Here is a 24,834-nt window from a genome sequence, read left to right as displayed (position 1 = left end):
CGGAGAGTAGTCGTGGTAACCCGTACGGGTGGCTTTTTGCGGCTGCGAACCAGCAGGGTCTTTCACGACTCGCCCATCCCGAGCCGGTAGAACCGGACAACTCAGCCCCGGGGCCGGGCCGGCGCGGGCCGGACCGCCGGCAGGTCGACCACCCGGTCGGCCCAGCGTTCCATCAGGGCGGTGTCGTGGGTGATCACCAGTACCCCGGCGGCACGCTCGCGCTGGTACTCACCGATGACCGAGGCGACGTGCGCCTGGGTGGAGGCGTCGAGCATGGCGGTGGCCTCGTCACAGAGCAGGTAGTCGGGCTGGTGGACGAGGGCTCGGGCGAGGCAGGCGCGTTGGAGCTGACCGTCGCTGACCGCGTGCGGACGCCGACCGAGCAGGTCGGTGGTGAGGCCGGCGAGGTCGGCGAGGTCGCCGACCCGGTCACGTACCCGGGGTTCGGGGTGGCGGGTGGCGCGCAGGGGCTCGGCGATCAGGTCGGCGAGGGTCAACCGGGGGTCGGCGGCGGCGCGGGGGCTCTGGAAGAGGATGGCGACCCGGGTACGCAGGGTCACCGGCACCGCGTACCGGGTGCCGGTGACCGGGCTGCCGTCGATGCTGACGTGCCCTTGGTCGGGGCGGTGCAGCAGGGCGAGCACCCGGGCCAGGGTGGACTTGCCGCCGCCCGACGGCCCGCGCAGGCCCACCGTCTCTCCACGTTCGAGGTGCAGGTCGACGTGTTCCAGGACCGTCTGGCGGCCGTAGGCGACGCTCACCTGGTGGGCGCGCAGGCTTCGGGTGCCGGTCACGGGGTGTCTCCGGATTCGATCGGGTGGTGGCAGGCGTGGGCGCCGAAGGCGGACGAGCTCAGCGCCGGTGCGGTCCGGCAGAGGTCGGTCCGGTGGGGACAGCGGGGCGCGAAGGCGCACCCGGCGGGCAGGTCGGTGAGCATCGGCGGGTGACCGGGGACGGGCCGGAAGGCCCGGTCCGGCAACGCGTCCAGCAACGCCGCACCGTAGGGGTGGACGGGTGCGGCGAAGAACCGGTCGGCGGGTCGGTGTTCGACCACGCGGCTGGCGTACATCACGGCGACGGTGTCGGCGACCCGCTGCGCGGCGGCGAGGTCGTGGGTGATGAGGACGACGGCGCCGCCCGCGTCGCAGCGACGGCGGAGCAGGTCGAGGGTGTGGTCGACCAGTGGGCGGTCCAGCCCGGTGGTGGGTTCGTCGGCGAGCAGCAGCGGCGGGTCGGGCGCCAGGGCGAGCGCGGTGACCAGCCGTTGGGCCATACCACCGGAGAGTTCGTGCGGATAGCGGTCCAGGTCCGCCGGGTCCAGGCCCACGTCGGCGGCGAGCCGTTCGGCGTCGGCGCGAGCCGCTTCGCGGCCGTGTCCGTGGGCACGCAGCGTCTCCTCGACCAGCCGCCGACCTGTACGGACCGGGTTGAGCGCGGTGGCCGGACTCTGCGGGACCAGCCCGACCCGGCGTCCGCGTACCTGGCCGGCGAGGGTCGGTTCACCGCAGCCGAGCAGGTCGATCGGTGCGGCGTCGACGTGGTGCAGCAGCGCGCGGCCGGTGACGGTGGCGTTGGCGGGTAGCAGCCCGAGCAGGGCGTGGGCGAGGACGGACTTGCCGCACCCCGACTCCCCCACCACCGCCAGCAACTCGCCGCTCCGGACGGTCAGGGAGAGGTCGGTGACGGCGTGTACGGTCGCGTCGCGCAGGCCGAACCGGACGGTGAGGCCGTCGACCGTGAGCAGTGGCGTCGCGGCGCCGTCCGGTCCGGTCTCGACGGTGGTGGTGGGTCGGGTGGCGGTCACAGGTGCAGCTCCGCTCGTACGCGGGGATCGAGGCGGTCCCGCCAGCGGGCGGCGAGGGTGGCGATGGCGAGGGTGACCGCGACGATCACGGCGCCCGGGGCCAGGCTGGCCCACCACGCGCCGGTGAGCAGCGATCCCTGACCATCGTTGATCATGTTGCCGAGGGAGGCGAGGTGCGGTGGCAGTCCCAGGCCGAGGAAGGACAGGGCGGTCTCGTGCCACACCGCGTGCGGGATCATCAGCGTGGTCGCCAGGGCCAGCCGGGGCAGCACGTGTGGCAGCAGGTGCCGGGTCAGCACCCGGGTCCGGCTGGCACCACCGGAGATGGCCGCGTCGACAAACGGCCGACCGCGCAGGCTGAGCAGTTCCGAGCGGACGATCCGGGCGGTGGAGAGCCAGTGGGTGAGCCCGACCGAGGCGATCACCGCGCCGAGGCTGGGTCGCAGCATGGCGACGATGAAGATGCCCAGCAGCAGGTGGGGCAGGGCGGCGACGGTGTCGACGACCCGCATGAAAATCCGGTCGACCCGGCCGCCGACGGTGCCGGCGATCCCGCCGACCAGGCCGCCGATGACGGTGGCGACCAGTGCCGCGACCACACCGACCAGCAGCGACACCCGCAGCCCGTAGACGGCACGCAGGGCGACGTCCCGACCGAGGTCGTCCGTCCCGGCCGGGTGCGCCCACGACGGCGCCTGCCGGGTCTGGTCGAGGGCGACGGCGCTCTGGTCCAGCGGCCAGAGCACCGGCGCGAGCAGGCAGGCCACGATCGCCGCCGTCAGCACGGTCGCGGCGACCACGACGCTGCCCTGTCCCGGCCGGAGCCGCCATCGCGGTCGCCAGGGGACGGGGCGGGCGGGGGCGAGGTCAGTCATCGAGACGCACCCTCGGGTCGGCGGCGGCGTACGCGAGGTCGGTGGCCAGGTTCGCGGCCAGCACCACGGTGGTGGTGATGATGGTGATCGCGGCGAGCAGCGGGAAGTCGCTGCCCAGCGCCGCCTGCACGGTGACCGCGCCGAGACCGGGCAGGGAGAAGACCGTCTCCACCAGGATCGCCCCGCCGACGAGTTCGGGCAGGTGGGTCCCGATCAGGGTGAGGAACGGCAACAGCGCGGTCCGCAGCGCGTGCCCGAACAGCACCGTACGGCCGGGCAGTCCCCGGGCGCGGGCGGCCAGGACGTGGTCGTCGCGCAGGCTGTCGGCGACCGCGTCGCGGACGAAGAGCACGAACCACGGCACCTGCGACACCGCCAGTACGCCGACTGGCAGGACCAGGTGGTGGGCCACGTCGGTGAAGGAGGTGCCGGTCGCGGTGACATCGGTCAGGCCGCCGGCCGGCAACCAGCCCAGCGCCAGGGCGAAGAGCGCGATCGCGGCGAGTCCGAGCCAGAACACCGGCATCGACGCGATCGCGTACGCGGTGGCCCGCAGTCCCCGGTCGAACCAGCCGCCGCGCCGGTACGCGGCCAGCGAGCCGAGCAGCAGGCTCACCACGAGCACCACGGCGAGGGCGGTCCCGACCAGCAGCAGGGTCCAGCCGGCGCGGGCGGCGACGACCGAGGTGACCGGCTCGTGGCGGCTGGTGGACCAGCCCAGGTCACCACGGAGCAGGTTGCCGATCCAACGGGCGTACTGCACCGGGAGCGGGTCCTCGACGCCCCAGTTGGCCCGGATCTGGGCCAGGTTCTCCGGGTCGGCGGTGAACGCGGCGGCACCGGCGTACTGCTGGGCGGGGTCGATCGGCGAGGCGGCACCGAGGGCGAACATGCCGATGCTGGTGGCGACCAGCACCGGTCCGGCGACCAGCAGCCGCCGCCGGACCACCGCGCCGGCCCCGACCAGTCGGCGGGGCCGGCGCGGAGCGGCCGTTGGCTGGGTCACTTCCGGGTCCAGGTGTGGATGTTCCACCACAGGCTGTTGGCCACGTCGTGCTCGTGCGGCTCGACCCTCGGCTGCGCCCCCTGCACGGACGACTTCAGCACGTAGGTGTGCTTGAGGTACGTGAGGAAGAGCCACGGTACGTCGGTCGCCAGTTGCTTCTGGAACGTCGCGTACGCGGCCTTGCGCAGCGCCGGGTCGGCCTGGTCCCGACCGGCCTGGAGGGCCTGGTCCACGACCGGCGAGCGGTAGTGACCGGGGTTGAAGTAGCCCTGCCCGGCGAACCGGGAGCCGAACAGCTTGTACGAGACGAAGTCCGGGTCGTACGGCGTGCCGTACCCCATCAGCAGGGCGTCGGTGTTCAGCCTCGGGTCGATCGCGTCCCAGGTGAGGCCCTCCGGGGTGACCTGGATGCCGACCTTCTTCGCATCGGCGGTGACCGCCAGGGCCAGTTCCTTGCGCAGGCTGTCGCTGGCCGGGTACATCAACGTCAACCGTGCCGGCCGACCGTCCTTGACCCGGGTCCCGTCCGGGCCCGGGGCCCATCCGGCGGCGTCGAGCAGGGCGGTGGCGGCGGTCGGGTCGGCGGTCGGCCTACCGGCGACGGACGGTTCGGCGAACTCGGAGGTGGGCGGTACCGGGCCGTACGCCGGTTCGCCGGCACCGCCGAGGATGCCGGTGACCATCGCCGTACGGTCGACCGCGAGGGTGAGCGCCCGCCGGATGGCCGGGTCCGCGGTCACCGGGTTCCCCATCGGCAGCATCACCCCCCGGTAGTCGGCCGTGGGCACCCGCTCGACCCGGTAGCCGGTGTTGCCGTCGAACCCGGCGGCGAGCTTCGGGGCCAGTTCGGCGACGTCGAACTCGCCGGCCCGCATCCGCTGGGCGCGGACGTTGTCGTCGGCGACAAACGCCACCACCAGCCTGGAGTTGGTCGGTCGGCCGGCGAAGTACCGCTCGTTGGCGGCGAGCACCAGGCGGTCGCCCGGCGTCCAGGACTCGACCCGGTACGGGCCGGTGCCGACCGGCCTGCGGTTGAACTCGGCCTTGTTGATGTCCTGACCGGTCAGCGCCTTCGCCGGGACGACGCCGAGGGCGAGCCGCTGGAGGAACGGGGCGTAGGCGTACCTGAGCCGGAACACCACCGTCGAGGCGTCGGGGGCCTCGACCGACTCCAGCATGTCCAGGTCGGAGCGGAGCGTGGAGTCGACCTTGGGATCGAGCACCGCCCGGTACGTGAACGCCACGTCCTGCGCGGTGAGCGTACTGCCGTCGTGGAACAGCACCCCGTCGCGGAGTACGGCGGTGACCGTCCTTCCGTCCGGCGCCACCACCGGCAGGTCGCGCGCCAGGGCGGGCACGAGCCGGTTCTCCGCATCCCGGGCAACGAGGCCGTCGAAGATCAACGAAGCCCCGTCGACGCCGTAGTTGAGCACCGGGTTCAGCGCCTCGGGCTCGTTGGCGGTGGCCACCACGAACGTGTCGGCGGCGGCCGGTGCGTCGGTGGTGGCCGCGGACGTACAGCCGGGCAGGGCGAGCAGCCCACCGGCGGCGGCCACTGCCACCAGCCGCCGAAGGGTCGGACGCTTCCGGATCACGAGATCTCCCACGGTGTCGGTCGGGACGGCGGGAGGGCCGGTCGAGTCGGCGCCGCCCACGAATGATCATGTTGGCACAACTGCAAAATACTGGCAATAACCAGGGTGATGCTTCAAGCCCCGGATGCCCGGGGGTAACCAACCGGCAACCCGGCCCACGACGCCGCCGAGGGCCTCGGACACCGACCCCCGTTGTCAGAAATCGGCCCGGTCGTCGCCATCGCACTCCGGTCCACATCGGTCAATCGACCTGGTACGACACCGGCTGACCGCATTCTGCCCAAGATCTGCCCGAATGCTGCCTTACCGCGTGTCTTGATCAGCAACAGTGATCCACAGACCATGATCGAAGTCTTTGTGGGACGTTCATCGATTTCTGGATGCGCTCCCACATGACCGGCGGCACCGGCATCCCGGGACCGCCAGCGTCGGTGGCCCGATCACGTCGGGGCGCCGAGAAGTGGGGAGGAAAGAGTGTCCGTACGACACACACAGCGAGGCGGTGACCGGTTCAGACTCCGGTCGTCGGTCGCCGTCCTGGCGGCCGTCGTCCTCGGCGTCACGGCCCAACCGGTGATGGCGACAGCCGCCGCACCGAACGCCACGGTGGACGCCGCCGTACTCAAGGAGATCAGCGGCAAGGGCAGCGCCAGCTTCATGGTTTTCCTGCGGGAGCGGGCGAAGCTGGACGGCGCCACGAAGCTGACCAACGCCGACGCCAAGGCCGTCGAGGTGCACCGGCAGCTCACCGGTACCGCCGCCCGGACCCAGGCCGGACTGCGCGCGGAACTGGACGCGAAGAAGGCGACGTACACCCCGTACTGGATCGCCAACGCGCTGCGGGTGCAGGGCGACAAGGCCCTGGTCGACTCGATCGCCGCCCGTCCCGAGGTGGCCCGGATCGAGCCGGTGAAGATCTACCCGCTGATCACACCGGTACGGAGCAAGCAGACCACGAAGGCCGGAACGGCCGGCGCCGAGTGGGGCCTGAACAACATCGAGGCGCCCCGGGTCTGGTCCGAGTACGGCGACCGGGGCGAGGGCATCGTCATCGCCAACATCGACACCGGGGTCCAGTACGACCACCCGGCGCTGGTCGGCAAGTACCGGGGCAACAACGGCGACGGCACCTTCGACCACAACTACAACTGGTTCGACCCGGCGCGCGTCTGCTCCGGCACCACGCCGTGCGACAACAACGGCCACGGCACCCACACCATGGGTACCATGGTCGGTGACGACGGTGCCGGCAACCAGACCGGCGTCGCTCCCGGCGCCAAGTGGATCGCCGCCAAGGGCTGCGAGACCAACGGCTGCTCCGACGCCTCCCTGCTCGCCGCCGGCCAGTGGGTGCTCGCCCCGACCGACGCAGGAGGCCAGAACCCCCGGCCCGACCTGCGCCCGGACATCGTCAACAACTCCTGGGGCGGTGGCCGGGGCGACTCCTGGTACGAGCAGACCGTCACCGCCTGGCGGGCGGCCGGCATCTTCCCCGCCTTCGCGTCCGGCAACACCCTCGGCGGCGCGCCCTGCGGCTCGGCCAGTTCCCCCGGTGACAACGTGCCCGCGTACGCGGTCGGCGCCTACGACGTCAACAACGTCATCGGCGACTTCTCCAACAAGGGCCCGACCGTCGACGGGCGTACCAAGCCGGACATCGCGGCACCGGGCGTCGCCATCCGCTCCAGCATCCCGGGCAACGGGTACGACAGCTGGGACGGCACCTCGATGGCCACCCCGCACCTCGCCGGTGCCGTCGCGCTGATCTGGTCGGCGGCGGCCAGCCTGCGCGGTGACGTCACCGCCACCGAGGCGCTGCTCGGCCAGACCGCCACGGACACCGAGGCGCTCGACTGCGGCGGCACCGCCGCCAACAACAACATCTTCGGCGAGGGCCGGCTCAACGCGTACCAGGCGGTCACCGCGGCCCCGCGCGGCCCGGTCGGCCAGGCCACCGGCACGGTCACCAACAGCGCCACCGGGGCCGCGCTCGCCGGTGCGACGATCAGCGCCGGACCGCGACGCGTCACCACCGGCACCGACGGCACCTACTCGCTGACCCTGTCGGCCGGCGAGCAGACGGTCACCGCGAGCGCCTACGGTTACGCCGACCGGACGGTCACCGTGACCGTTCCCGAGGGCGGCGCGGTCACGACCAACTTCGCCCTGGTGGAGACCCCGCCGGTCACCGTCACCGGCACCGTCACCGACGGTTCCGGGCACGGCTGGCCGCTGTACGCCTCGATCGAGATCCCGGGCCGTCCCGGCGGACCGGTCTTCACCGACCCGAGCACCGGTGCCTACTCGTTCACCGTGCCGGGCAACACCACCTACAAGGCGACCACAACCGCCCGTTACCCCGGCTACCAGCAGGTGAGCACCACGCTGGCGCTGGGCACCGGCACCACCACGGCGAACATCGCGGTCCCGGTCGACCCGGGCTGCAACGTCGCCGGCTACTCCGTCTCGGTCGGTGACCCGTTGCTGTCGCAGACCTTCGACGGCGACTCCGCCCCGGCGGGTTGGTCGGTCGTCAACCGGACCGACGGCGGCGGCTGGACCTTCGTCGACGAGGGCGGCCGGGGCAACCAGACCGGCGGCACCGGCGGCTTCGCCATCGTCGACAGCGACCGCTTCGGCAACGGCCAGACCCAGGACACCGACCTGCGCAGCCCGGTGCTGGACCTGACCGGGGTGACCGCGCCGTACCTGAGGTTCAACAGCGACCTCTGGGCGGTCGGCGGCGACAACGCCGCCGACGTCGACGTCTCGACCGACGGTGGCGAGAGCTGGGCCAACGTCTGGCACCAGAACACGTCCCGGCGGGGCCCGCTGGTGGAGGAGGTGCCGCTCACCCCGGCCGCCGGTCGGGCGAACGTCAAGATCCGCTTCCGGTACGCCGGCAGCTTCGCCTGGTGGTGGCAGCTCGACAACCTCCAGCTCGTCAACCGGGTCTGCACCCCGGTCCCGGGCGGCCTGGTCACCGGCTTCACCACCGACGCCAACACCGGTGCCGCACTCAACGGCGTGACCGTGACCAGCGTGGACCAGCCGCGGGACAAGGGCGTCTCGGCGGCGACGCCGGACGACCCGGCGATCGGTGACGGCTTCTACTGGTTCTTCTCCAGCCTGACCGGCGCACACCTGCTCGACGCGGGCAAGGCGCCGTACCAGTCGCTGGGCAGGACGGTGACGGTGGCCGCGAACGGGACCCGCAAGGCCGACTTCGCCCTGAAGGCGGGCCGGCTCACGATCGGGCCCGGCACGGTCGAGTCTCACCAGCCGTACGGCAGCACCCGCACCACCACGGTGACGGTCAAGAACACCGGCAGTGCCCCGGCGAACGTCGAGGTGCTGGAGCGCTCCGGCAAGTTCGAGCTGCTCTCCAAGCCGGGCGCGGCGCTGACCGAGCGGCAGATGAAGGGGCTGACCCCGGCCCAGACCAGCACCAGGTACCCGGGTGTCACCGGCGGCCCGGCCTCGGCCGGGCCGACCGCCGAGGGCGCGTGGAGCCGGATCGCCGACCTCCCGTCGGCGGTCTTCGACAACGCCACCGCCACCGTGGCCGGCAAGGTCTACTCCTTCGGCGGCGCCACCGGCACCGGCACGGAGGAGAAGGGCTGGGTCTACGACCCGGAGACAAACGCGTGGGGCAACCTGCCGGACATGCCGACCGGGCGGGGCAAGGCGTCGGCCGTCGCGGTCGACGACAAGATCTACCTGCTCGGTGGCTGGAGCGGCAGCGGTGCACCGGTCGACACGGTCGACGTGTTCGACCCGGCCACCGGGGCCTGGGCGACGCTCGGCACCACCAACCCGGCGGCCCGCGCGGCGGCCGGTACGGCGGTCGTCGACGGCAAGGTCTACCTGGTCGGTGGCTGCGCCGACGGCGGTTGCGCGCCGACGGACAGCGTCGTTGTCTTCGACCCGGCGTCGGCGAGCTTCACCACCGGCGCGAAGTACCCGCACACGGTGGCGTGGATGTCGTGTGGCGGCATCGGTGAGCACGCGTACTGCGCGGGTGGGGTTGCCGGCGGGACGTCGTACCAGGACGCGTACTCCTACGACCCGGCCGCCGACTCCTGGGCCCCGCTGCCCGAACTGCCGATCGACCTGTGGGGCTCGCAGTACGCGACCGCCGGTGGTCTGCTGGTGATCGCGGGCGGGGTGACCGGCAACTCGTCCGGGCTCACCAACCGGACCCTGGCCTACGACCCGGCCGGGAACGCCTGGCAGTCGCTGCCGAACGTGGGCTTCCCCGTCTACCGGGGTGGGCTGGCGTGCGGTGCGTACAAGGTCGGCGGTGCTCCGGCGCCGGGCATACCCGGGAAGGAGTCGGAGCGGCTCGGTGACCTCGGTGACTGCGACGGTGCCGGGGACGCGCCGTGGCTGGCCACCGCACCGGCCACGTTCACCCTGGCACCGGGCGCCTCGCAGAAGATCACCCTGACCCTGACCGCCACCGCCGCGAAGGGGATCGACCAGCCGGGCACCTACCACTCGGACCTGGCCCTGCGGTCGAACACCCCGTACCCGGTGCCGGCGGTGGGCGTGGAACTGAACGTCTCCGCGCCCAACAGTTGGGGCAAGATCCAGGGTACGGTCGTCGGCCAGAGCTGCGACGGGGAACGCGTACCGGTCAAGGCGACAGTGCGGCTGAACCTCGCCGACGGCGGGTACACGCTCACCGCCGACGCCCAGGGGCACTACGCCTACTGGCTGCCGAGGGGGAAGTACCAGGTGATCGTCGCCAAGGACGGCTGGATCCCCGAGGTGCACCAGCAGCAGATCCAGCCCGGCTTCGTGTCGACACTGGACCTCACCCTCGCTCCGGTCTCGGCGTGCGACGCACGGGTGGGCGGGATCTGACCACTCGATGATCGAACCCTGATCCAGCTCTCGGTCCGGTGGCCGTCAGCCCGTGACGGGCTGGCGGCCACCGGCGGCCACGACAACGATCACGCCCCCTGGTGCTCGTCGGTCCGGTGACCCGATCATTGACCGATGACCACCGCCACGAGGTACGCCGAGTTCGCCGCGCGAGAGGCTCAGGGCGTCTCGCCCGCGTACGAGCGGATGTCGCTCGCGGTCTCCCGCGACGACGACCTGCTCGCCCTGCTCGACACGCTGCCGCCGGCCAAGCGGCAACCGAACCTGCTGTTCGGCGTCGTACGGTTGCTCGGCGGACCGGTCGAGGATCCGGCCGCGTTCCGCGACTACACGCTCACGAACTGGCCGGCGGTCGCGGCGCAGATGGGCACCCGGGCCACCCAGACAAACGAGGCCGGACGGTGTGCGGTGCTGCTGCCGGTGCTCGCCGCCCTGCCGCAGCCGCTCGCGCTGATCGAGGTCGGCGCCTCCGCCGGCCTCTGCCTCTACCCCGACCGGTACGCCTACCGCTACCGCCTCGGTACGGGCGGAAACGCCACCGAGCACACACTCGGCACGGGCGAGCCGGTCCTCGAATGCACGGCGACCGGTCTGGCACCGCCGGTCGGCCTGCCCCGGGTGGTGTGGCGCACCGGCCTGGACCTGAACCCGCTCGACGTCACCGATCCGACGGACGTGGCCTGGCTCGACGCGCTCATCTGGCCGGAGCACACGCACCGCCGCGCCCGGCTGCGGGCGGCGGCCTCCGTCGCCTCGACCGATCCCCCGCTGCTCGTCCGGGGCGACCTGGTCGACGACCTGCCGGCCCTGGCCGCGCGGGCACCGGCCGACGCGACGCTGGTCGTGCTCCACACCTCCGTGCTCTACCAGGTGCCGGCACCTCGGCGGGAGGCGTTTGTCGACCTGGTACGCGACCTGCCCGGACACTGGATCGCGAACGAGGATCCGGACGTGCTGCCCTACGACCGGCTACCGGACCGGCCGGGCGAGGCGATGTACAACGTCCTCGCGCTGGACGGGAAGCCGCTCGCCTGGACCCGTGGCCACGGCCAGGAGATCGTCTGGTTCGGCTGACGCTTCGCCGGACCGGTTTCGCCCGGTACGGCTCGGTCGGGTGGCGAGCTTCGTACCCGACCGAGCCGCGATCAGCCGTCGTCGCCGTCGTCCGACCGGTCGAGGATCGGTCGGTCAGGCCGAGGCGGGTGGCACATTGGCCTGGTATTCACCCTGCATGTTCCCGGCCGGGTGGAATATGGCGACGATGTAGGTCTCCCACCATTCCCCGCCCTTGCCGAATGCCCGGCCGAAGCCCACTTTCGTGGTACTGCGCCAGACGAGCTGGGTGAAGTGCCCGGTGGCTCCCGGCCCACTCGCGGAAGGGTCGGCGAAATTGTAGTCGACAATTTCCCCGTACCACCCGGAGGTGGCTTCCTCGGCCCCGGCCGGGACCTGGGCCGTCGAGGCGTGCCACGAGAGGTTCTCGCCGTACCCGTGGTCGAGGCTGGCGTGTCCGTGGCTCAGTCCCTCCTGTGTGGAGACCAGGCTGGCCCGGGAGTTCGCGTACTCGACGAGGGCGTCGTCGAGTGTCACCGGGGGAACGCCGTGCTTGGCGCGGTACTGGTTGACGCTGGCCACCATGCTGTCCAGGAACGCTTTGTCGGTGGTAACCGGGAATGCGTCGCGCATGTTTCGAATCCCCTCGAAAACATTTGGCGGTCGGCCAGCGGGAGCCGGCCAGTAGCAATTAGAGCAGGCGTCACCCGAGTCCATTGTGAATGAATTCGGGTGAACGAGATCCTTCTTCCCCGGTCACGGGTCGGCGACCCCTTTGATTGGCTTTTGTCGCCGAGCCGGGGGCTGTCAATGTCGGCAATCGGTCAGGCGCCGTGGTCCGCCTCGACCAGCCGGGCCAGGTTCGCCAGGGCCATCCGGGTGCCGGTCTCGTTGTCGGCGGCGGAGATGCTCTCCGGGAGGCCCTCGTGCACGACGAGTACGTCGGTACCACCGTCCGCGTCGGTGAGCGTGGTGGTCATCGTCATCACCCCACCGAAGGCGGTGTCCTCGGACTCGAACTCGAACACCTCGACCACCCGCTCGTCGGGGACGAGGCTGCGGAAGTGGCCGTGGTAGGTGTCCGTGTGCGCGCCGGACTTGCCGGTGCCGCCGTCCGGGCCGTCGTACGTCAGCGAGACCCGGAACGCGCCGCCCTCACGCGCCTCGAACTGGTGCACCTCGCTGCTCATGCCGACGGGAACCCGCCACTTCGCTATCGCGTCCGCGTCGAGCAGGGCCCGGTAGACGGCCGCGCGTGGGGCTCTGACGTGCTGACTGACCCGGGTCGAGTACATGCGGGTAAACATAACCCCCGGTCGCGCCAACGGGCCTCAGCCCGGACCGCTGGTGGGCGTACCGGTGACACACGTGAGCACGCCCCGCCCGCGCCTGAAGCACGACCTGGTCGTGCTGAAGTTGTTGGCTTTGAGCAGCAGCTCCGTCGAGGCGAGGTTCGCCACGGCGTGTGCGGCGGTTGGCCGCTCGCCGAACACGTAGAGTTGTCCGCCCGGCGCGAGTAGGCGCCGTACCCGATCGATCTGCTGCGACGCGTCACCCAGCCAGAACAGGCCGAGGTTCACCGCGAAGATCTTGGTGAAACGGCTGGCGGGGAGGTCTGCCGACTCGAATCCGGCACGTTGGATCTCGGCCCTGCCGGAGCTGATGTGGCTCATGTTCGACGCGGTCGCGATCCGCACCATCGTCGCCGCCCGGTCGATCGCGACGATCCGGCCGGTCGTGAGCCGGTCGGCCACCAGGGAGACGGCCGATCCCCGGCCGCAACCGATCTCCAACACCTGGTCGTCGGGGAGGACAGCCATCGTCTCCACCGCCCACCGTTGGCGGTGTGCCGCCGTCGCCCGACCCGACCCGTTCGGCCGGGGAACACCCCCGGCGTCCGGATGCCCCGACTCGCGGGACAAGAGGGTGCACCTGGCCGCGTCATCCGCCAACCCATGCCTGCTCACACTTGATTGCACCTCGCCGGATGGTCAAACCGCATTGTGACCTCGGTTACTGGTGCACCAAGATGGGGCAGTAGCGTCAACTCCTTGCGTTTCTGGCGGAACGGGACGATACCGGGAATCCCCGTCACTCCGGGTAAGTGCGCTCGGCCTCGACGGTACGCACGATCTCGTCAGCGACCGTGGCTGAAACAGTGAACGCGATGGACCAGCCCTCATCGTCCGCCCCGATCAGGATCACCGCCTCGTCGGCCCCGGACCCACCGGCGGCCCAGAAGACCGGGACACCAGCGGCGTACCCGGTGGCGATCGAGCGGCGAGCAGCCCAGTCCGCCGCCCGGACATCTCGCAGCCGCAACAGAATCTCGGTCGGGGCCTGGAAGTTGAGTTCCCACGCGTCACTCTGGAGCTTCACGCTGGCCGCGCCATCCTCGTGCCGGACATCGACCACCACGCTGACCATTGCGCGATTCTCGCATCCGCCCCGCCTGCCAGGACTCGTGACTGCTGTCGGCCACGGTCGTTGGCTCGCGCAGCGCCCAGTGGCGCCAACCTTCGCCGTACACCGCCGTCTGGGCTCACCCGGCTGCGGCTGCCCGGCGTCGTACGGCTGCCCGGAACGGCCCTACACTGCCGCTCGTGGGAGGTCTGGTCGGCACCGTCGCAACGGCGGTCGGCGTGTTCGTCGGCACGAACATCGACGACATCGTCGTACTGACGGTGCTGTTCCTGTCGGCGCGGGCGAGCGGTGCCTCGCGGACATGGCGGATCTGGGTCGGTCAGTACCTCGGGATAGCGATCCTGGTGGCCGTCTCGGCGGTGGCCGCACTCGGGCTGACGATCGTGCCGGACCGCTGGGTCGGTCTGCTGGGACTGATTCCCTTCGGGCTGGGCGTCAGGGGCCTGGTCGCGGCGATCCGTGACCGTGGCGACGAGGAGCCGCCGATGCTGGCCACGGGCGTGATGACGGTCGCCGGCATCACGATCGCCAACGGCGCGGACAACCTCTCGGTCTACACCCCGTTGTTCCGTGGCATCGGCGTGACGGAGAGCCTGGTCACGATCGCGGTCTTCGTCGTCGGCGTGGCGGTGTGGTGCGTCGCCGGTTCATGGCTGGGCTCGCACAAGAGGGTGATCGCGCTGGTGGAGCGGTTCGGGCGGTGGGTCGTACCCGTGGTGTTCATGCTCGTCGGCGCGGTCATCGTGGTCGAATCCGACGTGCTCGGCGGCCTGGCCGGCTGGTAACACCCGCAGACCTCCGGGTTCAGTCCTCCGGCTCGCAGGGGTCCAGACCGTTCGGGTCGGGCATCCGCCCCTCCGGTGTCGCGAAATCCGCCAGGTTGTCGCGGAACTTCTGCTGCCAGTGGTCGAGGATGAACTCCTTGATCTTCGTGTTGAGGAAGGCGCAGGTCCGGGGAAAGTTGTTCGGCAGCCCGATGCCGTACGCCTCGTGGCCGAGCAGGAAGTCCTTCGAAACGACCAGGTTGGCGCCGGGCCGGGAATTGGCCACGCCTTCCAGCACCACCCGGTCGGTGGACACCCCCACCACCTGACCCGCGACCAGCCGATCGACGCAGGTCTCCAGCGTGGTCTCCTCGAGTGGGTGCACGTTGGCCGCCGACGCAGTTGCCCGGTGTGCTGAGCGGTTCGAGTCTCGGCGTGAAGGCCAATGATCCGCGCCACGGTCTTCCGCCGAGGGTCAGCCGCACGTCCCCCGTCTCCTCCGGTCGCAGTTCCAGCGTCCGTTCGGCGCTGACGTCCAGGTCGGAATAGTTCGCGTACCACCAGCGGAGCACGGCTGGCAGCAGGACACTGACGAGCAGTAACGCGATGCCCAGGGCGACCCGGGCCCGCACGACGGCCGGGGCGGTCTCCGCCGGGACGGTCGGGCGCCCCAACCGGTGGGCGACGAACGGTGTGACGACCCCGATGACGGCGACGACCAGCCCCAGGATCTGGACGATCCAGCTCGCCTGCTCGCCCATGAGGAGCAGGACGATGGTGAGCACGCAGAGCAGGAGCGCCGGCAGGAACCATCGCCGTTCCCGGTTGACGGTCGCCATCGCCCGCTGGACCCAGCCTGCGGAACTGCTCACAAGCGGTGAGGGCAGCAGTCACTTTCCTCGATGGGGGTGCCGTCCGGCACCACAAGGGACGGTCGCACCGCGATCCGGATCAGCACCGCCACCGCCGCGCGGACAAGGATCGTGGACCGCCGCCGGTAACGGGTGTCGGTCGCCGACGTCGCGGACGGTCAGGCCGGTCCACCGGTCGTCAGGAGGGCCAGCACGGTCCGGGTCATCACCGCGCGGGCGCGGTCGACGCCCAGCCCGAGGCCGTCGCGCAGCATCGACCAGGCGGGCCACATGCTCGCCGCGACCAGTGCGCTGACCAGTTCGTCACGGCCGGCACCGGCCTGGTCCAGCTCGACCGCGAAGAGGTCGAGCACCTCGGTGCGTACCCGGTCGATGTGTTTGAGCCGGTTGCGGTGCAACTGGGCGGAGACCGGTTCACGCATCTGCGCGGCCCGCGCCGAGGGTGTGATCAGCTGGAGCAGTCGGGCCCGCTGCCGGCAGTACGCGTCGACCCGCTTGGCCAGCGGCAACTCCGGCGAGATCGGCCGGTAGGCGGCGTCCTGTTGCTGGAGCAGCCGCTCGCCACTGGCCTCGAAAAGCGTCTCCATGTCCTTGAAGTTCGTCCAGAGGGTACGCAGCGACACCCCGGCCCGCTCGGCGATCCGCTCGCCGGTCGGCCGCAGGTCGCCCTCGGAGATGAGCGCGAGATGAGCCTCGACTATCGCCGCACGGGTACGTTCCGCGCGTGCGGTACGCCCGTCGACCCGAGCCGGCAGGTCGGTCTGACCCATGTCGCCACTCCCCCTTCGCCCCGACCTACCGGGGCCGAACATGCACGCAGAGTGTATCCATGGATCATGACGAGCTCGGCAGGTGGCGGCGCAGTTCGCGACGGGCAAGCGAACGGCGGTGCACCTCGTCCGGGCCGTCGGCGACACCCGCGTTGGCGCCGGCCAGGTCGAGTCCCGCCGCCTCGACCGGCTCGGGCACCATCAGGACCGTCCGTCCGCAGCGCCGGCCCCGCGGACAAAATATGCATTCACAGTGCTAATAGTATGAGCGGCACGGGCGGCCCGTCAACGGCCAGCCACCCGCCCCGGGGCGCCCCGGCCACGCACCGCCGAATCCGGTCCGCTTCGGTTCCCGCGCACCCACCCGCGCACCGCCGGTTCCGGTCCGGTCCAGTCCAGTCCGGTCCGCTCCGGTCCGGTCCGGGCATCCCTACCCGTGCACGGTCGGGTCGGACGCCCGGTAGCCGGCTGCCTGAAGCGCGAACAGTTCGGCGTACCGGCCACCGGCGGCGACCAGTTCGTCGTGGTGGCCGGACTCGACCAGCGCGCCGTCGTGCAGGACGAAGATCCGGTCGGCGTGCCGTACGTTGGCCAGCCGGTGGGTGATCAGGATCGTGGTCACCCGACCCTGGCGGTCCCGGATCGCCTGGAAGAGCGCGTCCTCGGCACGCGGGTCCAGCGCCGAGGAGGGTTCATCCATGATCAACAACTCGGCTTCGCGGAGGAACCCCCGAGCGGCGGTGATCCGCTGCCACTGTCCACCGGAGAGATCCTGGCCGTTGGCGAAGGTACGGTCCAACAGGGTCTCGTACCCGTGCGGCAGGTCCCGGATCATCTCATGGGCGACCGCGCGCTCGGCCGCCAACTCGATCCGGTCCTGCCTCGGCTCATTATCCGGGTCGCCGATGGCGATGTTGGTCGCCGCCGTGAACGGCCACTTGTGGTACTCCTGGGTCACCACCGCGATCCGCGCCCGCAACCCGTCCGGGTCCCAGTCGCGCAGGTCGCGCCCGTTCCACTCCACGCTGCCCTCGCTCGGCGCCCGCAACGCCGCGATCATCGCGGCCAGAGTGGTCTTGCCGGAGCCGTTCTCGCCGACAAACGCCACCGTCTGTCCGGCCCGGATGGTGAGCGTCACGTCGTCCACCGCGGGGTCCACCCGCTCCGGGTAACGGAGGCTGACCCCGCGCACGGTGAGTTCCCGCAGCGGGCTGACCGGGGTGCCGCCGGCCGCGGCGGGCAGGTAGTTGTCCGCCCGCGTCATGAAGCCGGTGTAGTCGCTGAAATGCTGGCCGTCGCTGTAGATGTGGTCGATGTGGAAGGTGACCGTGGTCAGCGACCGCTGTGCGGCCTGCACCGCGATCACGCACGTGGCCGCCGCCGCCAACGGGATCTGCCCGTTCAGCAGCAGTACGCCGAGCAGGACGTACACCACACCGGTGGCGAGCCCGCCGATCACCGACCCGACGCTGGTGGTCGTCGTGACCCTGCGCGCCAGCGCGATCTGGATCTCGGTCTCCACACCCATCACCCGGTCGTACTGGTCGAGCAGGAAACGACGCAGCCCGTACGAGCGCAGTTCCGGTGCGGAGGCCCGCTCGGCCATCAGCCGGTGCAGGATCCACCTCCTGCGGCGACGTACGGACCCCGCGATGTAGGTCTGGTACCGCTGGTGTCCGGCGCGCAGCGCCGCCCAGGCGTTGGGCAGGGTCGCAACCAGCAGTGCGAGCAGCAGCAGCGGATGGATCACGATCACCGCGACCGTGACGGCGAGCAGGCTGACCAGCCCGGCGAGCAGGTTCATCGCGCCCTGCACGAGCGCGATCGCGGAGTCCGTGCCCCGGGAGGCTCGTTCCATGTCGTCGGCGAACGCGTCCTCGTCGAAGGCGTCCAGCCGTACCAGGGTGGTGACCTCGAACAGGCCGCGTTCCACCTCGCGGCTGACCCGGGGGTTGAGGCCGTTCTGGGCGTACCCGGTGGCGATGCCGAGCCCGGCCCGGACGGCGGTGGCCGCCGCGAGGAGTCCGAGCGCGGGCAGCGCCGCGGTCACCTTGTCCGGGGTCGGGCCGCCCGCGAACAGTTCCACCAGCACCCGCTGGGTGGCCAGCAGCCCGAAGGCCGCCATCACACCCGCGCCGACCGTCGCGACACCGACCACCGAGGTACGGATCCGGTCCGCCCGCCAACTGACCCGCAACGCCCTGCCGACCAGCCGGGGCAGCTCGGCGAAGACGGCGAGCAGGCCCGCGTCGACCCGGGCCCGCAGGCCGGTCTCCCACCACATGGTGCGCAGTTCCGGCAGCACCGACTCCACCGGTCCCCCGCCGTCGTGCCCCCCGCCGTCGCGTCGGCCGGTTGGACCCTCGCCGTCGTCACGGGTGGTGTCGTCGGTCGCGGATGCTGTCACTAGGACCTCCTGGCACAGGAATCGACGGCGCCGGTCGGGCAATACGATCGCGAACAGGACATCGTCATCCGTACCGCCGGTACGGCCCCTGTCGCCGAATTCCCTCCCGTTCATTCACGTACCGGCGATCAACATCCGTCTTCGCCCTACCGCAACCGCCGTAGCCTGGAATCCCCACACCGCTTTCCCGTTTCCGTTCGTTGCGTCGCGAGGCCGGAGCACGACGGGAAAACAAGATCTGCCCGGCCCGGCCCGGAACCAGACCACGACGCGACGAGGAGCAGTGGATGTCCGAGAACGGCTTTCTTCGGAGCCGCCCGGTCCAGGCGGTTCGGGACGGCGTCGAGGTGCTACAGGCCGTCCTCTTCCTGTTGGCACTGGCCAGCGGCCTGCTCGGCGTGTCGGTGACGGTGCTCGACGGAATCGACTGGTGGCCGGATTCGACGGCCGCAATGCTCGTGCCGACGGTTACGGCACTCGTCCTCGTGGTGTCGCTCCTGCTCCTGCGCACCATTGTCGACGGGTCGTCCGACTTCCGGATCGAGGAACTCGAAGGTACGTTACGAGTCGCCGCCACCGCCGACCACCACACCTATACGTACACCAGGAAGCAGACCGTCCGGTCGAATCGCGACGGTCTCCGTCTGGTCGCTATCCGCTCCCACTGGAGCGGACAGAGTCGGCAACGTCCGCACACGTCGTCGCTCTTTCCCGAACACACCCTGCTCGACGGCGGCATTCCCGAAGAGGACGGCCGAATCTACCGTTGGATCTACCTGCTCGGGCCGATCGCCAAGAACCAACGGGTCGAGGTGGGTCTACGCCACGTGTTCCACGACGACTTCAGCACGATGAAGCCGTACTACCGCGAGAGCGGTGAGGAACGGCGCGTACGCAAGATCCGGGTCACCGCCGTCTTCGACCGGGGACTGGCGCCGACGCGGGTGGAGGGCGTGGTGTGGCGGCGTACGAGCAAGGGTTACGGACGTCAGGACTCGGGCAAGGTCGCCTGTCACCGGTCCGTCGACCGGGCGAACGACCTGGTCAAGTACGTCGTATCGGTGGACCGGCCGCGCCGGGGCTGTGCGTACGGCCTCCGGTGGCAGTGGCCGGAGACGGCCGAGGGACCGCTCGGTGCCGTGTCCGCGGTGCCCGCACACGGTCCGGACGACCGGTCCGGGTCGTACGGCGGTGGCTGACCCCGTCCCCGACGGGAACGAGGTCGGCCACCGCCCCGCTCCCGGCGCGGGTGGTGGGGCATCGGGAGCGCGGGCCACCCCCGGTGCCGCCGGTGGGAGGGATCAGGAGGCGGTCGGGATGCCGTTCGCCGGTGGTGCGACCGGGGCGACGGTGTACTCCTTCACCGCCCCGTCGGCCTCGTCGGTCTCGTACGCCGGGCCGAAGTAGCTCTGCACCCCGCCGGTGACCTTGCTGAGCCGCGCGCCCCCGTAGCCCGAGTGGTCGGTCTCGGAGAACCGCAACGGCACCAGCCCCGGTCCCTGGAAGCCGCTCTTCTCGACGGCCGCGATCAGCGACTCGCGGGTGAGGTCCTTGCCGGCGGCGAGCAGTGCCTGCACGAACAGGTAGCCGACGGCCATGCCGTAGACGGTGTTGCCGTCGAACGGCGCCCCGCCGTTGTGCGCCTGGTTGACCTTCGTGAAGAGCTGGATCCAGGGGTTCGCGGCGTCGTTGTTCATCGGCATGTAGTTCGACCCGATCACCCCTTCGAGCAGCGGCGCGGCGGCGCCGAGCGACTTGGCGAGGGTGTTGTAGTCGGCACCGACGTTGGAGACCACCCACTGCGGTTTGAAGGCGAGTCGGGCCGCGGTGCCGATGGCCAGCGCGGTGAAGCCCGGCACCGTGGCCAGCACGACAACCTGGCAACCGGCCGCCTTGAAGGCGCCGATCTGCGGTGCGACGTTGGTGTTGGTGGTGACGTACGTCTGCTTGGCGGCGATCGCGGCGGCACCGAGGATCTTCTCCACCCCGGCCAGGCTGTCCCGCCCGAAGTCGTCGTCCTGGCCGAGGAAGCAGACCTTCTGCCCGGCCAGGTCGCTCTTGATGTAGTTGGCCAGGATCTTGCCCTCGACCGTGTAGTCGGTGTTGAAGCCGAAGGTCGACGGGTACTTCTCCGGCTGGTCCCAGCTCCGGCTGCCCGAGGCCACGAAGAGGTCCGGCACCCGGTTGGTCTTGAGGAAGTCGAGTACGCCGGTGTGGGTCGGGGTGCCCAGGCCGTTGAGGATCGCGAAGACCTTGTCCTGGAGCACGAGCTGGCGTACGACCTGCTGGGTGTTGGCCGGGTTGTAGCCGTCGTCCATGATCTTGTAGGTGATCTTCCGGCCGTGCACACCACCATTGGCGTTGACGTAGTCGAAGTACGCCTTGGTGGCCGGCGCGATGCTGGAGTAACCGGCCGAGGCCGGGCCGGTCAGCGGCATGTGCGTACCGACCACGATCTCGGTGTCGGTGACGCCGGGTACGGGGGCCCCGCCCCCACCGCCGCCGTCGTCGTCACCGCAGCCGGCGACGCTGACGAGCAGGGCGAACGAGGTGGCGACGGCGAGACCGCGTCGTGCGAATCGTTGCATGATGGAGGCACCGACCTTTCCCGGTCCGGTTCGTGGTGATGGTGTGAACTGGTGGTGCGGCGGTACGCGGGTCAGGACCGCTGCCGGCGTCGGCGCCAGGCGCGACCGGCTCGGCTCAGCAGTCCGTGGATGCCGCCCGGAGCGGCGATCATCACGACGATCAACGTGACTCCGAAGATCGCCAGCGGGAGGTTGCCCTCCCACCGTTGCGCGGCCGCGGGCGAGAGGGTGAACAGCTCGGTCAGCGAGTGGGTCAGGTCGGGGAGCGCGACCAGCAGCACCGCGCCCCAGACCGCACCGGCGAGGCTGCCGAGGCCGCCGATCACGATCGCCATCAGTAGGAACAGCGACAGGGTCAGCGAGAACGCCCCCGGCGACACGCTCTGCGCCAGCACCGCGAGCAGGCCACCGCCAAGTCCCGCGCAGCCGGCACTGACCACGAACGCCAGCACCTGGGTACGGCCGACGTGGATGCCGGCCAGCCGGGCGGCCACCTCGTCGTCCCGGACCGCGCGAAACGCGCGTCCGAACCGGCTGCGGACCAGGTTCGCCAGCAGCAGCATGGTCAGCAGGGTTGCGGCGCAGGTCAGCCAAGCCTGCCAGCGTTCGTACGGGAAGTACGGGCCGAGCGCGAGCGGCGGCGGCTCGACCGGCACGGAGAGTCCCTGTTCCCCGCCGAGGATCCCGTCGAAGGTGATCGCCACCGCCGGCACGACCACCGCCACCGCGAGGGTGAGCCCGGCCAGGTAGGGACCGCGCAACCGGGCGGCGGCGAGCCCGATCACCGCGCCGACGGCGACCGTCACCACGACCGCGACGAGCAGCGACACCGCGAGCAGCCAGCCGGAGGTGGCGCCGCTGTCGAGGAACCGGGTCTGGGTCAGGGCCACGGTGTACGCACCGGTCGCCATCAGCGCACCGTGCCCGAGGGAGAGCTGGCCGTTGAGCCCGGTCAGCACGGTCAGCCCGGCGGTGGCGCAGAGGTAGGCGGCGACCGTGGCGAGTTGGAAGTTCCGGAACGGTTCCAGCCCGTAGCTCGCGGCGACCAGCAGCAGCGCGGCGAGCAGGGTGAAGGTGAGGTGGCGCAGCAGGGTGGAACGCCGGAGCAGGTTCGGCCGCCCGGTGGCGTCCCGCGCCGGCGGTGCTGTCGCGGGTCGGGGTCCGGGTCCGGGGGCGGTCACCGGAGCGGGGGCGTTCACACCTGCCTCGCCGCGACGCCGGAGAAGAGGCCGGCGGGCCGGGTCAGCAGCACCACCAGCAGCAACGCCAGCACCGCCAACGGGGTGACGTCGCTGCCGACGTACCCGCCGACGTAGGAGAGCAGCAGGCCGACGACCAGGCCGCCGATCACCGCGCCCGGTGGGCTGTCCAACCCACCGACCACGGCGGCGGTGAACGCCGAGACGAAGACCAGGTCCATGGCGTGCGGGTGCAGCCCCAACTCGGTCGGGATGACCAGCATCCCGGCGAGCGCGCCGACCCCGGCGGCGAGCGCCCAGCCGAGCGTGAGCATGCCGCCGACGTTGACCCCGAGCAGCCGGGACACCTCGGGCGCGAAGGCCGCCGCCCGCATCCGCAGCCCGACCGGGGTACGGCCGAACATCCACGCCAGGCCGAGCACCACCGCGCCGACGGCGGCGAAGACAAACAGGTCGTACGGCGAGAGCAGCACCAGGCCACCGACGGTGAGCGCGGTACGGTCGAACGGCGTCGGCGCGGGCAGGAACTCGCTGCCGTACAGGATGCCGAGGACGGCCTGGATGACCAGGACCAGCCCGAGCGCGACGATGACCGCGTTGAGCGGTGACGAGTGGCCGACGAACCGCATCACGGCCACCTCCACCACGGCACCGAGCAGCAGGCCGGCGGCGAGCGCCGCGACAAAGCCCAGCCAGTAGGAGCCGGTCGCGTTCGACACGCTGTGCGCGACGTACGCGGTGGCGACCGCCATCGCGCCCTGGGCGAAGTTGACGATGCGGGCCGCCCGCCAGATCAGCACCAGCGCGAGGGCGAAGGCGGCATACACCGCTCCCCTGGCCAGGCCGTCGAACGTGAGGAAAACGAAGCGGTCCAAGTGGGTCCTCCCTCCGAGCTCCGAGCTGTCCGTGGTGCGGGGTCCGTGAGTCAGAACCCGAGGTAGGCGCGCCGCAGGTCGGCGTCGTCACGCAGACCGGCGGCGCTGGTTGCGATGGCGATCCGGCCGAGCGACATCACCACGCCCTGGTCGGCGACGGAGAGCGCGCCGCGTACGTTCTGTTCGACCAGCAGCACGGTGAGTCCGGTGCGGTCGCGCAACTGTCGCAGCAACGCCATGATCTGGGCGGTCACCCGGGGCGCCAGCCCGAGCGACGGCTCGTCGAGCAGCAGCAGCCGGGGCCGCCCGACCAGGGCCCGCCCCAGGGCGAGCATCTGCCGTTCGCCGCCGGAGAGCTGGTGACCCGCGTGCCGGCGACGCCGGGCGAGCGGCTCGAACAGGTCGTAGACCTCGTCGAGGGCCCGGCGGGCGTCGGTCCGGTCGCGCCGCCAGAGGCCGCCGAGGCGGAGGTTCTCGTCCACGGTCAGCTCGGCGACCACGCCGCGCCCCTCCGGCACGTGGGCCATCCCCCGGCGCACGAGTTGCTCGACCGGAACGCCGCGCAGGTCGTCACCGTCGAGCACGATCTGGCCCGCGGTCGGCCGGACCAACCCCGAGAGGGTACGCAGCAGCGTCGTCTTGCCGGCACCGTTGGCGCCGAGAACCGCGGCGATGCTGCCCGGCGCGATAATCAGGTCCACCGACCGCAGCACCGGCGCGGCCCCGTAACCGGCGACCAGTCCACGTACGCTCAGCAGGGCCTCGGGGTCACTCATGCCGCCGCCCCCTTCCCGGCCTCGGCACCGGGGTTCTCGGCCGCCGCCTCGTCGACGGTGGCGCCCAGGTATGCCTCGGTGACCGTCGGGTCGTCCCGGATCTCCTCCGGTGGACCGGCGGCGATCACCCGGCCGAAGTCGAGCACCACGATCTCGTCGCAGACCGCCATCACCAGGTCCATGTGGTGCTCGACCAGCAGCACCGCGCACGGGTGCTCGACCCGTCGGGGCAGTTCGCGGATGAGGTCGCCGAGCGCCTCGATGTCCTCGGCGCCGAGGCCACCGGCCGGCTCGTCGAGCAGCAGCAGCCGGGGTCGGGCGGCGAGCGCGCGGGCCAGCGCGACCCGTTTGCGTACGGCGAACGGCAGCGTGCCCGGGGCGGCGTCGGCCTGGTCGGCGACGCCGAGCCCGTCCATGACGGTCAGCGCGTGCTCGCGCAGCCGGCGTTCGTCCCGGTCGCTGCGCGGCAGCCCGAGCAGGGCCGGGGCGAACCCGGCACGGGCCGAGTTGGTCGCGCCGACCATGACGTTCTCCAGCACGGTGAGGCCGGCGAAGAGCCCGACCCCCTGGAGGGTGCGGGCGATGCCGAGTCGGGTCAGCCGGTGCGGGCGGGGGCGTAACGGACGACCGTCCAGGGTCAGTTCTCCGGCCGCCGGTTCGACCAACCCGCAGACGACGTTGAACAGGGTGGTCTTGCCGGCCCCGTTGGGTCCGATCACGCCGACGACCCGGTCGGGGGGCACCTGGAGCGAGACGTCGTCGAGGGCGGTGAGCCCACCGAAACGCACCCCGATGCCGTGCAACGCGAGCCCGTGCTCCGTCATCCGCCATCCCTCGTCCGGTCCCCGAACTAATTACACTCGGAGTGTACGTTTACGAAACGGGCCGTCAACACCTTCGACGCATAGCTGTTACTTACCAGTAGCCAAGCCGTTC

General features: G+C 71.2%; 22 protein-coding genes. 4 read left to right on the top strand and 18 right to left on the bottom strand.

Annotated elements, in window-relative coordinates; translation table 11 throughout:
• Positions 1–101: 101 nt before the first annotated feature.
• Genes ACI2K4_RS03925 through ACI2K4_RS03905 form a run of 5 tightly spaced genes read right to left on the bottom strand, consistent with a single transcriptional unit; the run spans position 102 to position 5,280 of the window.
• Positions 102–794: an ABC transporter ATP-binding protein gene (locus ACI2K4_RS03925; RefSeq protein WP_404508503.1), complete on the bottom strand. Its 693-nt coding sequence runs from the start codon at positions 792–794 to the stop codon at positions 102–104.
• Positions 791–1,804, bottom strand: a complete 1,014-nt coding sequence (locus ACI2K4_RS03920) for an ABC transporter ATP-binding protein (RefSeq protein ID WP_404508502.1) — start codon at positions 1,802–1,804, stop codon at positions 791–793. The genes ACI2K4_RS03925 and ACI2K4_RS03920 overlap by 4 nt, the downstream gene beginning before the upstream one ends.
• Entirely contained in the window at positions 1,801–2,679 is an 879-nt protein-coding gene (locus ACI2K4_RS03915) for an ABC transporter permease (protein WP_404508501.1), read from the bottom strand. Before ACI2K4_RS03915 ends, ACI2K4_RS03920 begins: the two co-directional genes overlap by 4 nt.
• Positions 2,672–3,685, bottom strand: a complete 1,014-nt coding sequence (locus ACI2K4_RS03910; RefSeq protein ID WP_404508499.1) for an ABC transporter permease — start codon at positions 3,683–3,685, stop codon at positions 2,672–2,674. Before ACI2K4_RS03910 ends, ACI2K4_RS03915 begins: the two co-directional genes overlap by 8 nt.
• Positions 3,682–5,280, bottom strand: coding sequence for an ABC transporter substrate-binding protein (locus ACI2K4_RS03905; protein WP_404508497.1), 1,599 nt, complete (start codon positions 5,278–5,280; stop codon positions 3,682–3,684). The genes ACI2K4_RS03910 and ACI2K4_RS03905 overlap by 4 nt, the downstream gene beginning before the upstream one ends.
• Positions 5,281–5,856: 576 nt before the next feature.
• On the opposite strand from ACI2K4_RS03905, the gene ACI2K4_RS03900 reads away from it, so the two are divergent.
• Positions 5,857–10,149, top strand: coding sequence for a S8 family serine peptidase (locus tag ACI2K4_RS03900; protein ID WP_404509176.1), 4,293 nt, complete (start codon positions 5,857–5,859; stop codon positions 10,147–10,149).
• 135 nt (positions 10,150–10,284) lie between these two features.
• Entirely contained in the window at positions 10,285–11,244 is a 960-nt protein-coding gene (locus ACI2K4_RS03895; protein ID WP_404508496.1) for a DUF2332 domain-containing protein, read from the top strand.
• 114 nt (positions 11,245–11,358) lie between these two features.
• Here the strand turns inward: ACI2K4_RS03895 and ACI2K4_RS03890 are convergent, their stop codons facing one another.
• The 4 genes from ACI2K4_RS03890 to ACI2K4_RS03875 form a co-directional block, all read right to left on the bottom strand.
• Entirely contained in the window at positions 11,359–11,856 is a 498-nt protein-coding gene (locus ACI2K4_RS03890) for a CAP family protein (RefSeq protein WP_404508495.1), read from the bottom strand.
• Between the two features lie 191 nt (positions 11,857–12,047).
• A complete protein-coding gene (locus tag ACI2K4_RS03885; RefSeq protein WP_404508494.1) occupies positions 12,048–12,518 on the bottom strand; it encodes an SRPBCC family protein in 471 nt (156 codons plus the stop codon).
• A 36-nt stretch (positions 12,519–12,554) separates the two neighbouring features.
• The gene (locus ACI2K4_RS03880) at positions 12,555–13,052 is read right to left on the bottom strand and encodes a class I SAM-dependent methyltransferase (RefSeq protein ID WP_404508493.1); all 498 of its coding nucleotides are present in this window, start codon (positions 13,050–13,052) and stop codon (positions 12,555–12,557) included.
• A 262-nt stretch (positions 13,053–13,314) separates the two neighbouring features.
• Positions 13,315–13,650 (bottom strand): hypothetical protein, encoded by a 336-nt coding sequence (locus ACI2K4_RS03875; RefSeq protein ID WP_404508492.1) that lies wholly within the window; start codon positions 13,648–13,650, stop codon positions 13,315–13,317.
• A 176-nt stretch (positions 13,651–13,826) separates the two neighbouring features.
• On the opposite strand from ACI2K4_RS03875, the gene ACI2K4_RS03870 reads away from it, so the two are divergent.
• Positions 13,827–14,432 carry a cadmium resistance transporter gene (locus ACI2K4_RS03870; RefSeq protein ID WP_404508490.1) on the top strand — a complete coding sequence of 202 codons (606 nt, stop codon included), beginning with the start codon at positions 13,827–13,829 and terminating at the stop codon, positions 14,430–14,432.
• 19 nt (positions 14,433–14,451) lie between these two features.
• Here the strand turns inward: ACI2K4_RS03870 and ACI2K4_RS03865 are convergent, their stop codons facing one another.
• From ACI2K4_RS03865 to ACI2K4_RS03850, 4 genes are all read right to left on the bottom strand, one after another.
• Positions 14,452–14,796 (bottom strand): hypothetical protein, encoded by a 345-nt coding sequence (locus tag ACI2K4_RS03865; RefSeq protein WP_404508488.1) that lies wholly within the window; start codon positions 14,794–14,796, stop codon positions 14,452–14,454.
• A 645-nt stretch (positions 14,797–15,441) separates the two neighbouring features.
• Positions 15,442–16,053, bottom strand: a complete 612-nt coding sequence (locus ACI2K4_RS03860) for a TetR/AcrR family transcriptional regulator (protein ID WP_404508486.1) — start codon at positions 16,051–16,053, stop codon at positions 15,442–15,444.
• 64 nt (positions 16,054–16,117) lie between these two features.
• The gene (locus ACI2K4_RS03855) at positions 16,118–16,255 is read right to left on the bottom strand and encodes a hypothetical protein (protein WP_404508484.1); all 138 of its coding nucleotides are present in this window, start codon (positions 16,253–16,255) and stop codon (positions 16,118–16,120) included.
• Between the two features lie 228 nt (positions 16,256–16,483).
• Complete coding sequence (locus ACI2K4_RS03850; RefSeq protein WP_404509175.1) at positions 16,484–18,337, bottom strand: ABC transporter ATP-binding protein; 1,854 nt, start codon at positions 18,335–18,337, stop codon at positions 16,484–16,486.
• Positions 18,338–18,747: 410 nt separating this feature from the next.
• On the opposite strand from ACI2K4_RS03850, the gene ACI2K4_RS03845 reads away from it, so the two are divergent.
• Positions 18,748–19,659 carry a hypothetical protein gene (locus ACI2K4_RS03845; RefSeq protein ID WP_404508483.1) on the top strand — a complete coding sequence of 304 codons (912 nt, stop codon included), beginning with the start codon at positions 18,748–18,750 and terminating at the stop codon, positions 19,657–19,659.
• Positions 19,660–19,761: 102 nt separating this feature from the next.
• On the opposite strand, the gene ACI2K4_RS03840 is transcribed toward ACI2K4_RS03845, so the two are convergent.
• The 5 genes from ACI2K4_RS03840 to ACI2K4_RS03820 form a co-directional block, all read right to left on the bottom strand.
• On the bottom strand, positions 19,762–21,048 hold the full coding sequence (locus ACI2K4_RS03840; RefSeq protein WP_404508482.1) for an ABC transporter substrate-binding protein: 1,287 nt from the start codon (positions 21,046–21,048) through the stop codon (positions 19,762–19,764).
• Positions 21,049–21,119: 71 nt separating this feature from the next.
• Positions 21,120–22,247, bottom strand: coding sequence for a branched-chain amino acid ABC transporter permease (locus tag ACI2K4_RS03835; RefSeq protein ID WP_404508481.1), 1,128 nt, complete (start codon positions 22,245–22,247; stop codon positions 21,120–21,122).
• Positions 22,244–23,122 (bottom strand): branched-chain amino acid ABC transporter permease, encoded by an 879-nt coding sequence (locus ACI2K4_RS03830; RefSeq protein WP_404508480.1) that lies wholly within the window; start codon positions 23,120–23,122, stop codon positions 22,244–22,246. Before ACI2K4_RS03830 ends, ACI2K4_RS03835 begins: the two co-directional genes overlap by 4 nt.
• Before the next feature lie 50 nt (positions 23,123–23,172).
• Entirely contained in the window at positions 23,173–23,898 is a 726-nt protein-coding gene (locus ACI2K4_RS03825; protein ID WP_404508479.1) for an ABC transporter ATP-binding protein, read from the bottom strand.
• Positions 23,895–24,722: an ABC transporter ATP-binding protein gene (locus ACI2K4_RS03820; protein ID WP_404508477.1), complete on the bottom strand. Its 828-nt coding sequence runs from the start codon at positions 24,720–24,722 to the stop codon at positions 23,895–23,897. The genes ACI2K4_RS03825 and ACI2K4_RS03820 overlap by 4 nt, the downstream gene beginning before the upstream one ends.
• Positions 24,723–24,834: the final 112 nt, after the last annotated feature.

Source organism: Micromonospora sp. NPDC050397, assembly GCF_044901685.1.
Taxonomy (GTDB): domain Bacteria; phylum Actinomycetota; class Actinomycetes; order Mycobacteriales; family Micromonosporaceae; genus Micromonospora_G.
Note: the sequence above shows the minus strand (reverse complement) of the source record. Positions and strands in the feature narration are given on the sequence as shown.

Excerpts from the sequence above, each read along its gene's own strand:
- ACI2K4_RS03915 (WP_404508501.1), bottom strand. The coding sequence starts at position 2,679 with ATGACTGACCTCGCCCCCGCCCGCCCCGTCCCCTGGCGACCGCGATGG.
- ACI2K4_RS03900 (WP_404509176.1), top strand. The coding sequence starts at position 5,857 with ATGGCGACAGCCGCCGCACCGAACGCCACGGTGGACGCCGCCGTACTC.
- ACI2K4_RS03895 (WP_404508496.1), top strand. The coding sequence starts at position 10,285 with ATGACCACCGCCACGAGGTACGCCGAGTTCGCCGCGCGAGAGGCTCAG.
- ACI2K4_RS03890 (WP_404508495.1), bottom strand. The coding sequence starts at position 11,856 with ATGCGCGACGCATTCCCGGTTACCACCGACAAAGCGTTCCTGGACAGC.
- ACI2K4_RS03885 (WP_404508494.1), bottom strand. The coding sequence starts at position 12,518 with ATGTACTCGACCCGGGTCAGTCAGCACGTCAGAGCCCCACGCGCGGCC.
- ACI2K4_RS03875 (WP_404508492.1), bottom strand. The coding sequence starts at position 13,650 with ATGGTCAGCGTGGTGGTCGATGTCCGGCACGAGGATGGCGCGGCCAGC.
- ACI2K4_RS03860 (WP_404508486.1), bottom strand. The coding sequence starts at position 16,053 with ATGGGTCAGACCGACCTGCCGGCTCGGGTCGACGGGCGTACCGCACGC.
- ACI2K4_RS03855 (WP_404508484.1), bottom strand. The coding sequence starts at position 16,255 with ATGGTGCCCGAGCCGGTCGAGGCGGCGGGACTCGACCTGGCCGGCGCC.
- ACI2K4_RS03850 (WP_404509175.1), bottom strand. The coding sequence starts at position 18,337 with ATGTGGTGGGAGACCGGCCTGCGGGCCCGGGTCGACGCGGGCCTGCTC.
- ACI2K4_RS03845 (WP_404508483.1), top strand. The coding sequence starts at position 18,748 with ATGTCCGAGAACGGCTTTCTTCGGAGCCGCCCGGTCCAGGCGGTTCGG.
- ACI2K4_RS03840 (WP_404508482.1), bottom strand. The coding sequence starts at position 21,048 with ATGCAACGATTCGCACGACGCGGTCTCGCCGTCGCCACCTCGTTCGCC.
- ACI2K4_RS03825 (WP_404508479.1), bottom strand. The coding sequence starts at position 23,898 with ATGAGTGACCCCGAGGCCCTGCTGAGCGTACGTGGACTGGTCGCCGGT.
- ACI2K4_RS03820 (WP_404508477.1), bottom strand. The coding sequence starts at position 24,722 with ATGACGGAGCACGGGCTCGCGTTGCACGGCATCGGGGTGCGTTTCGGT.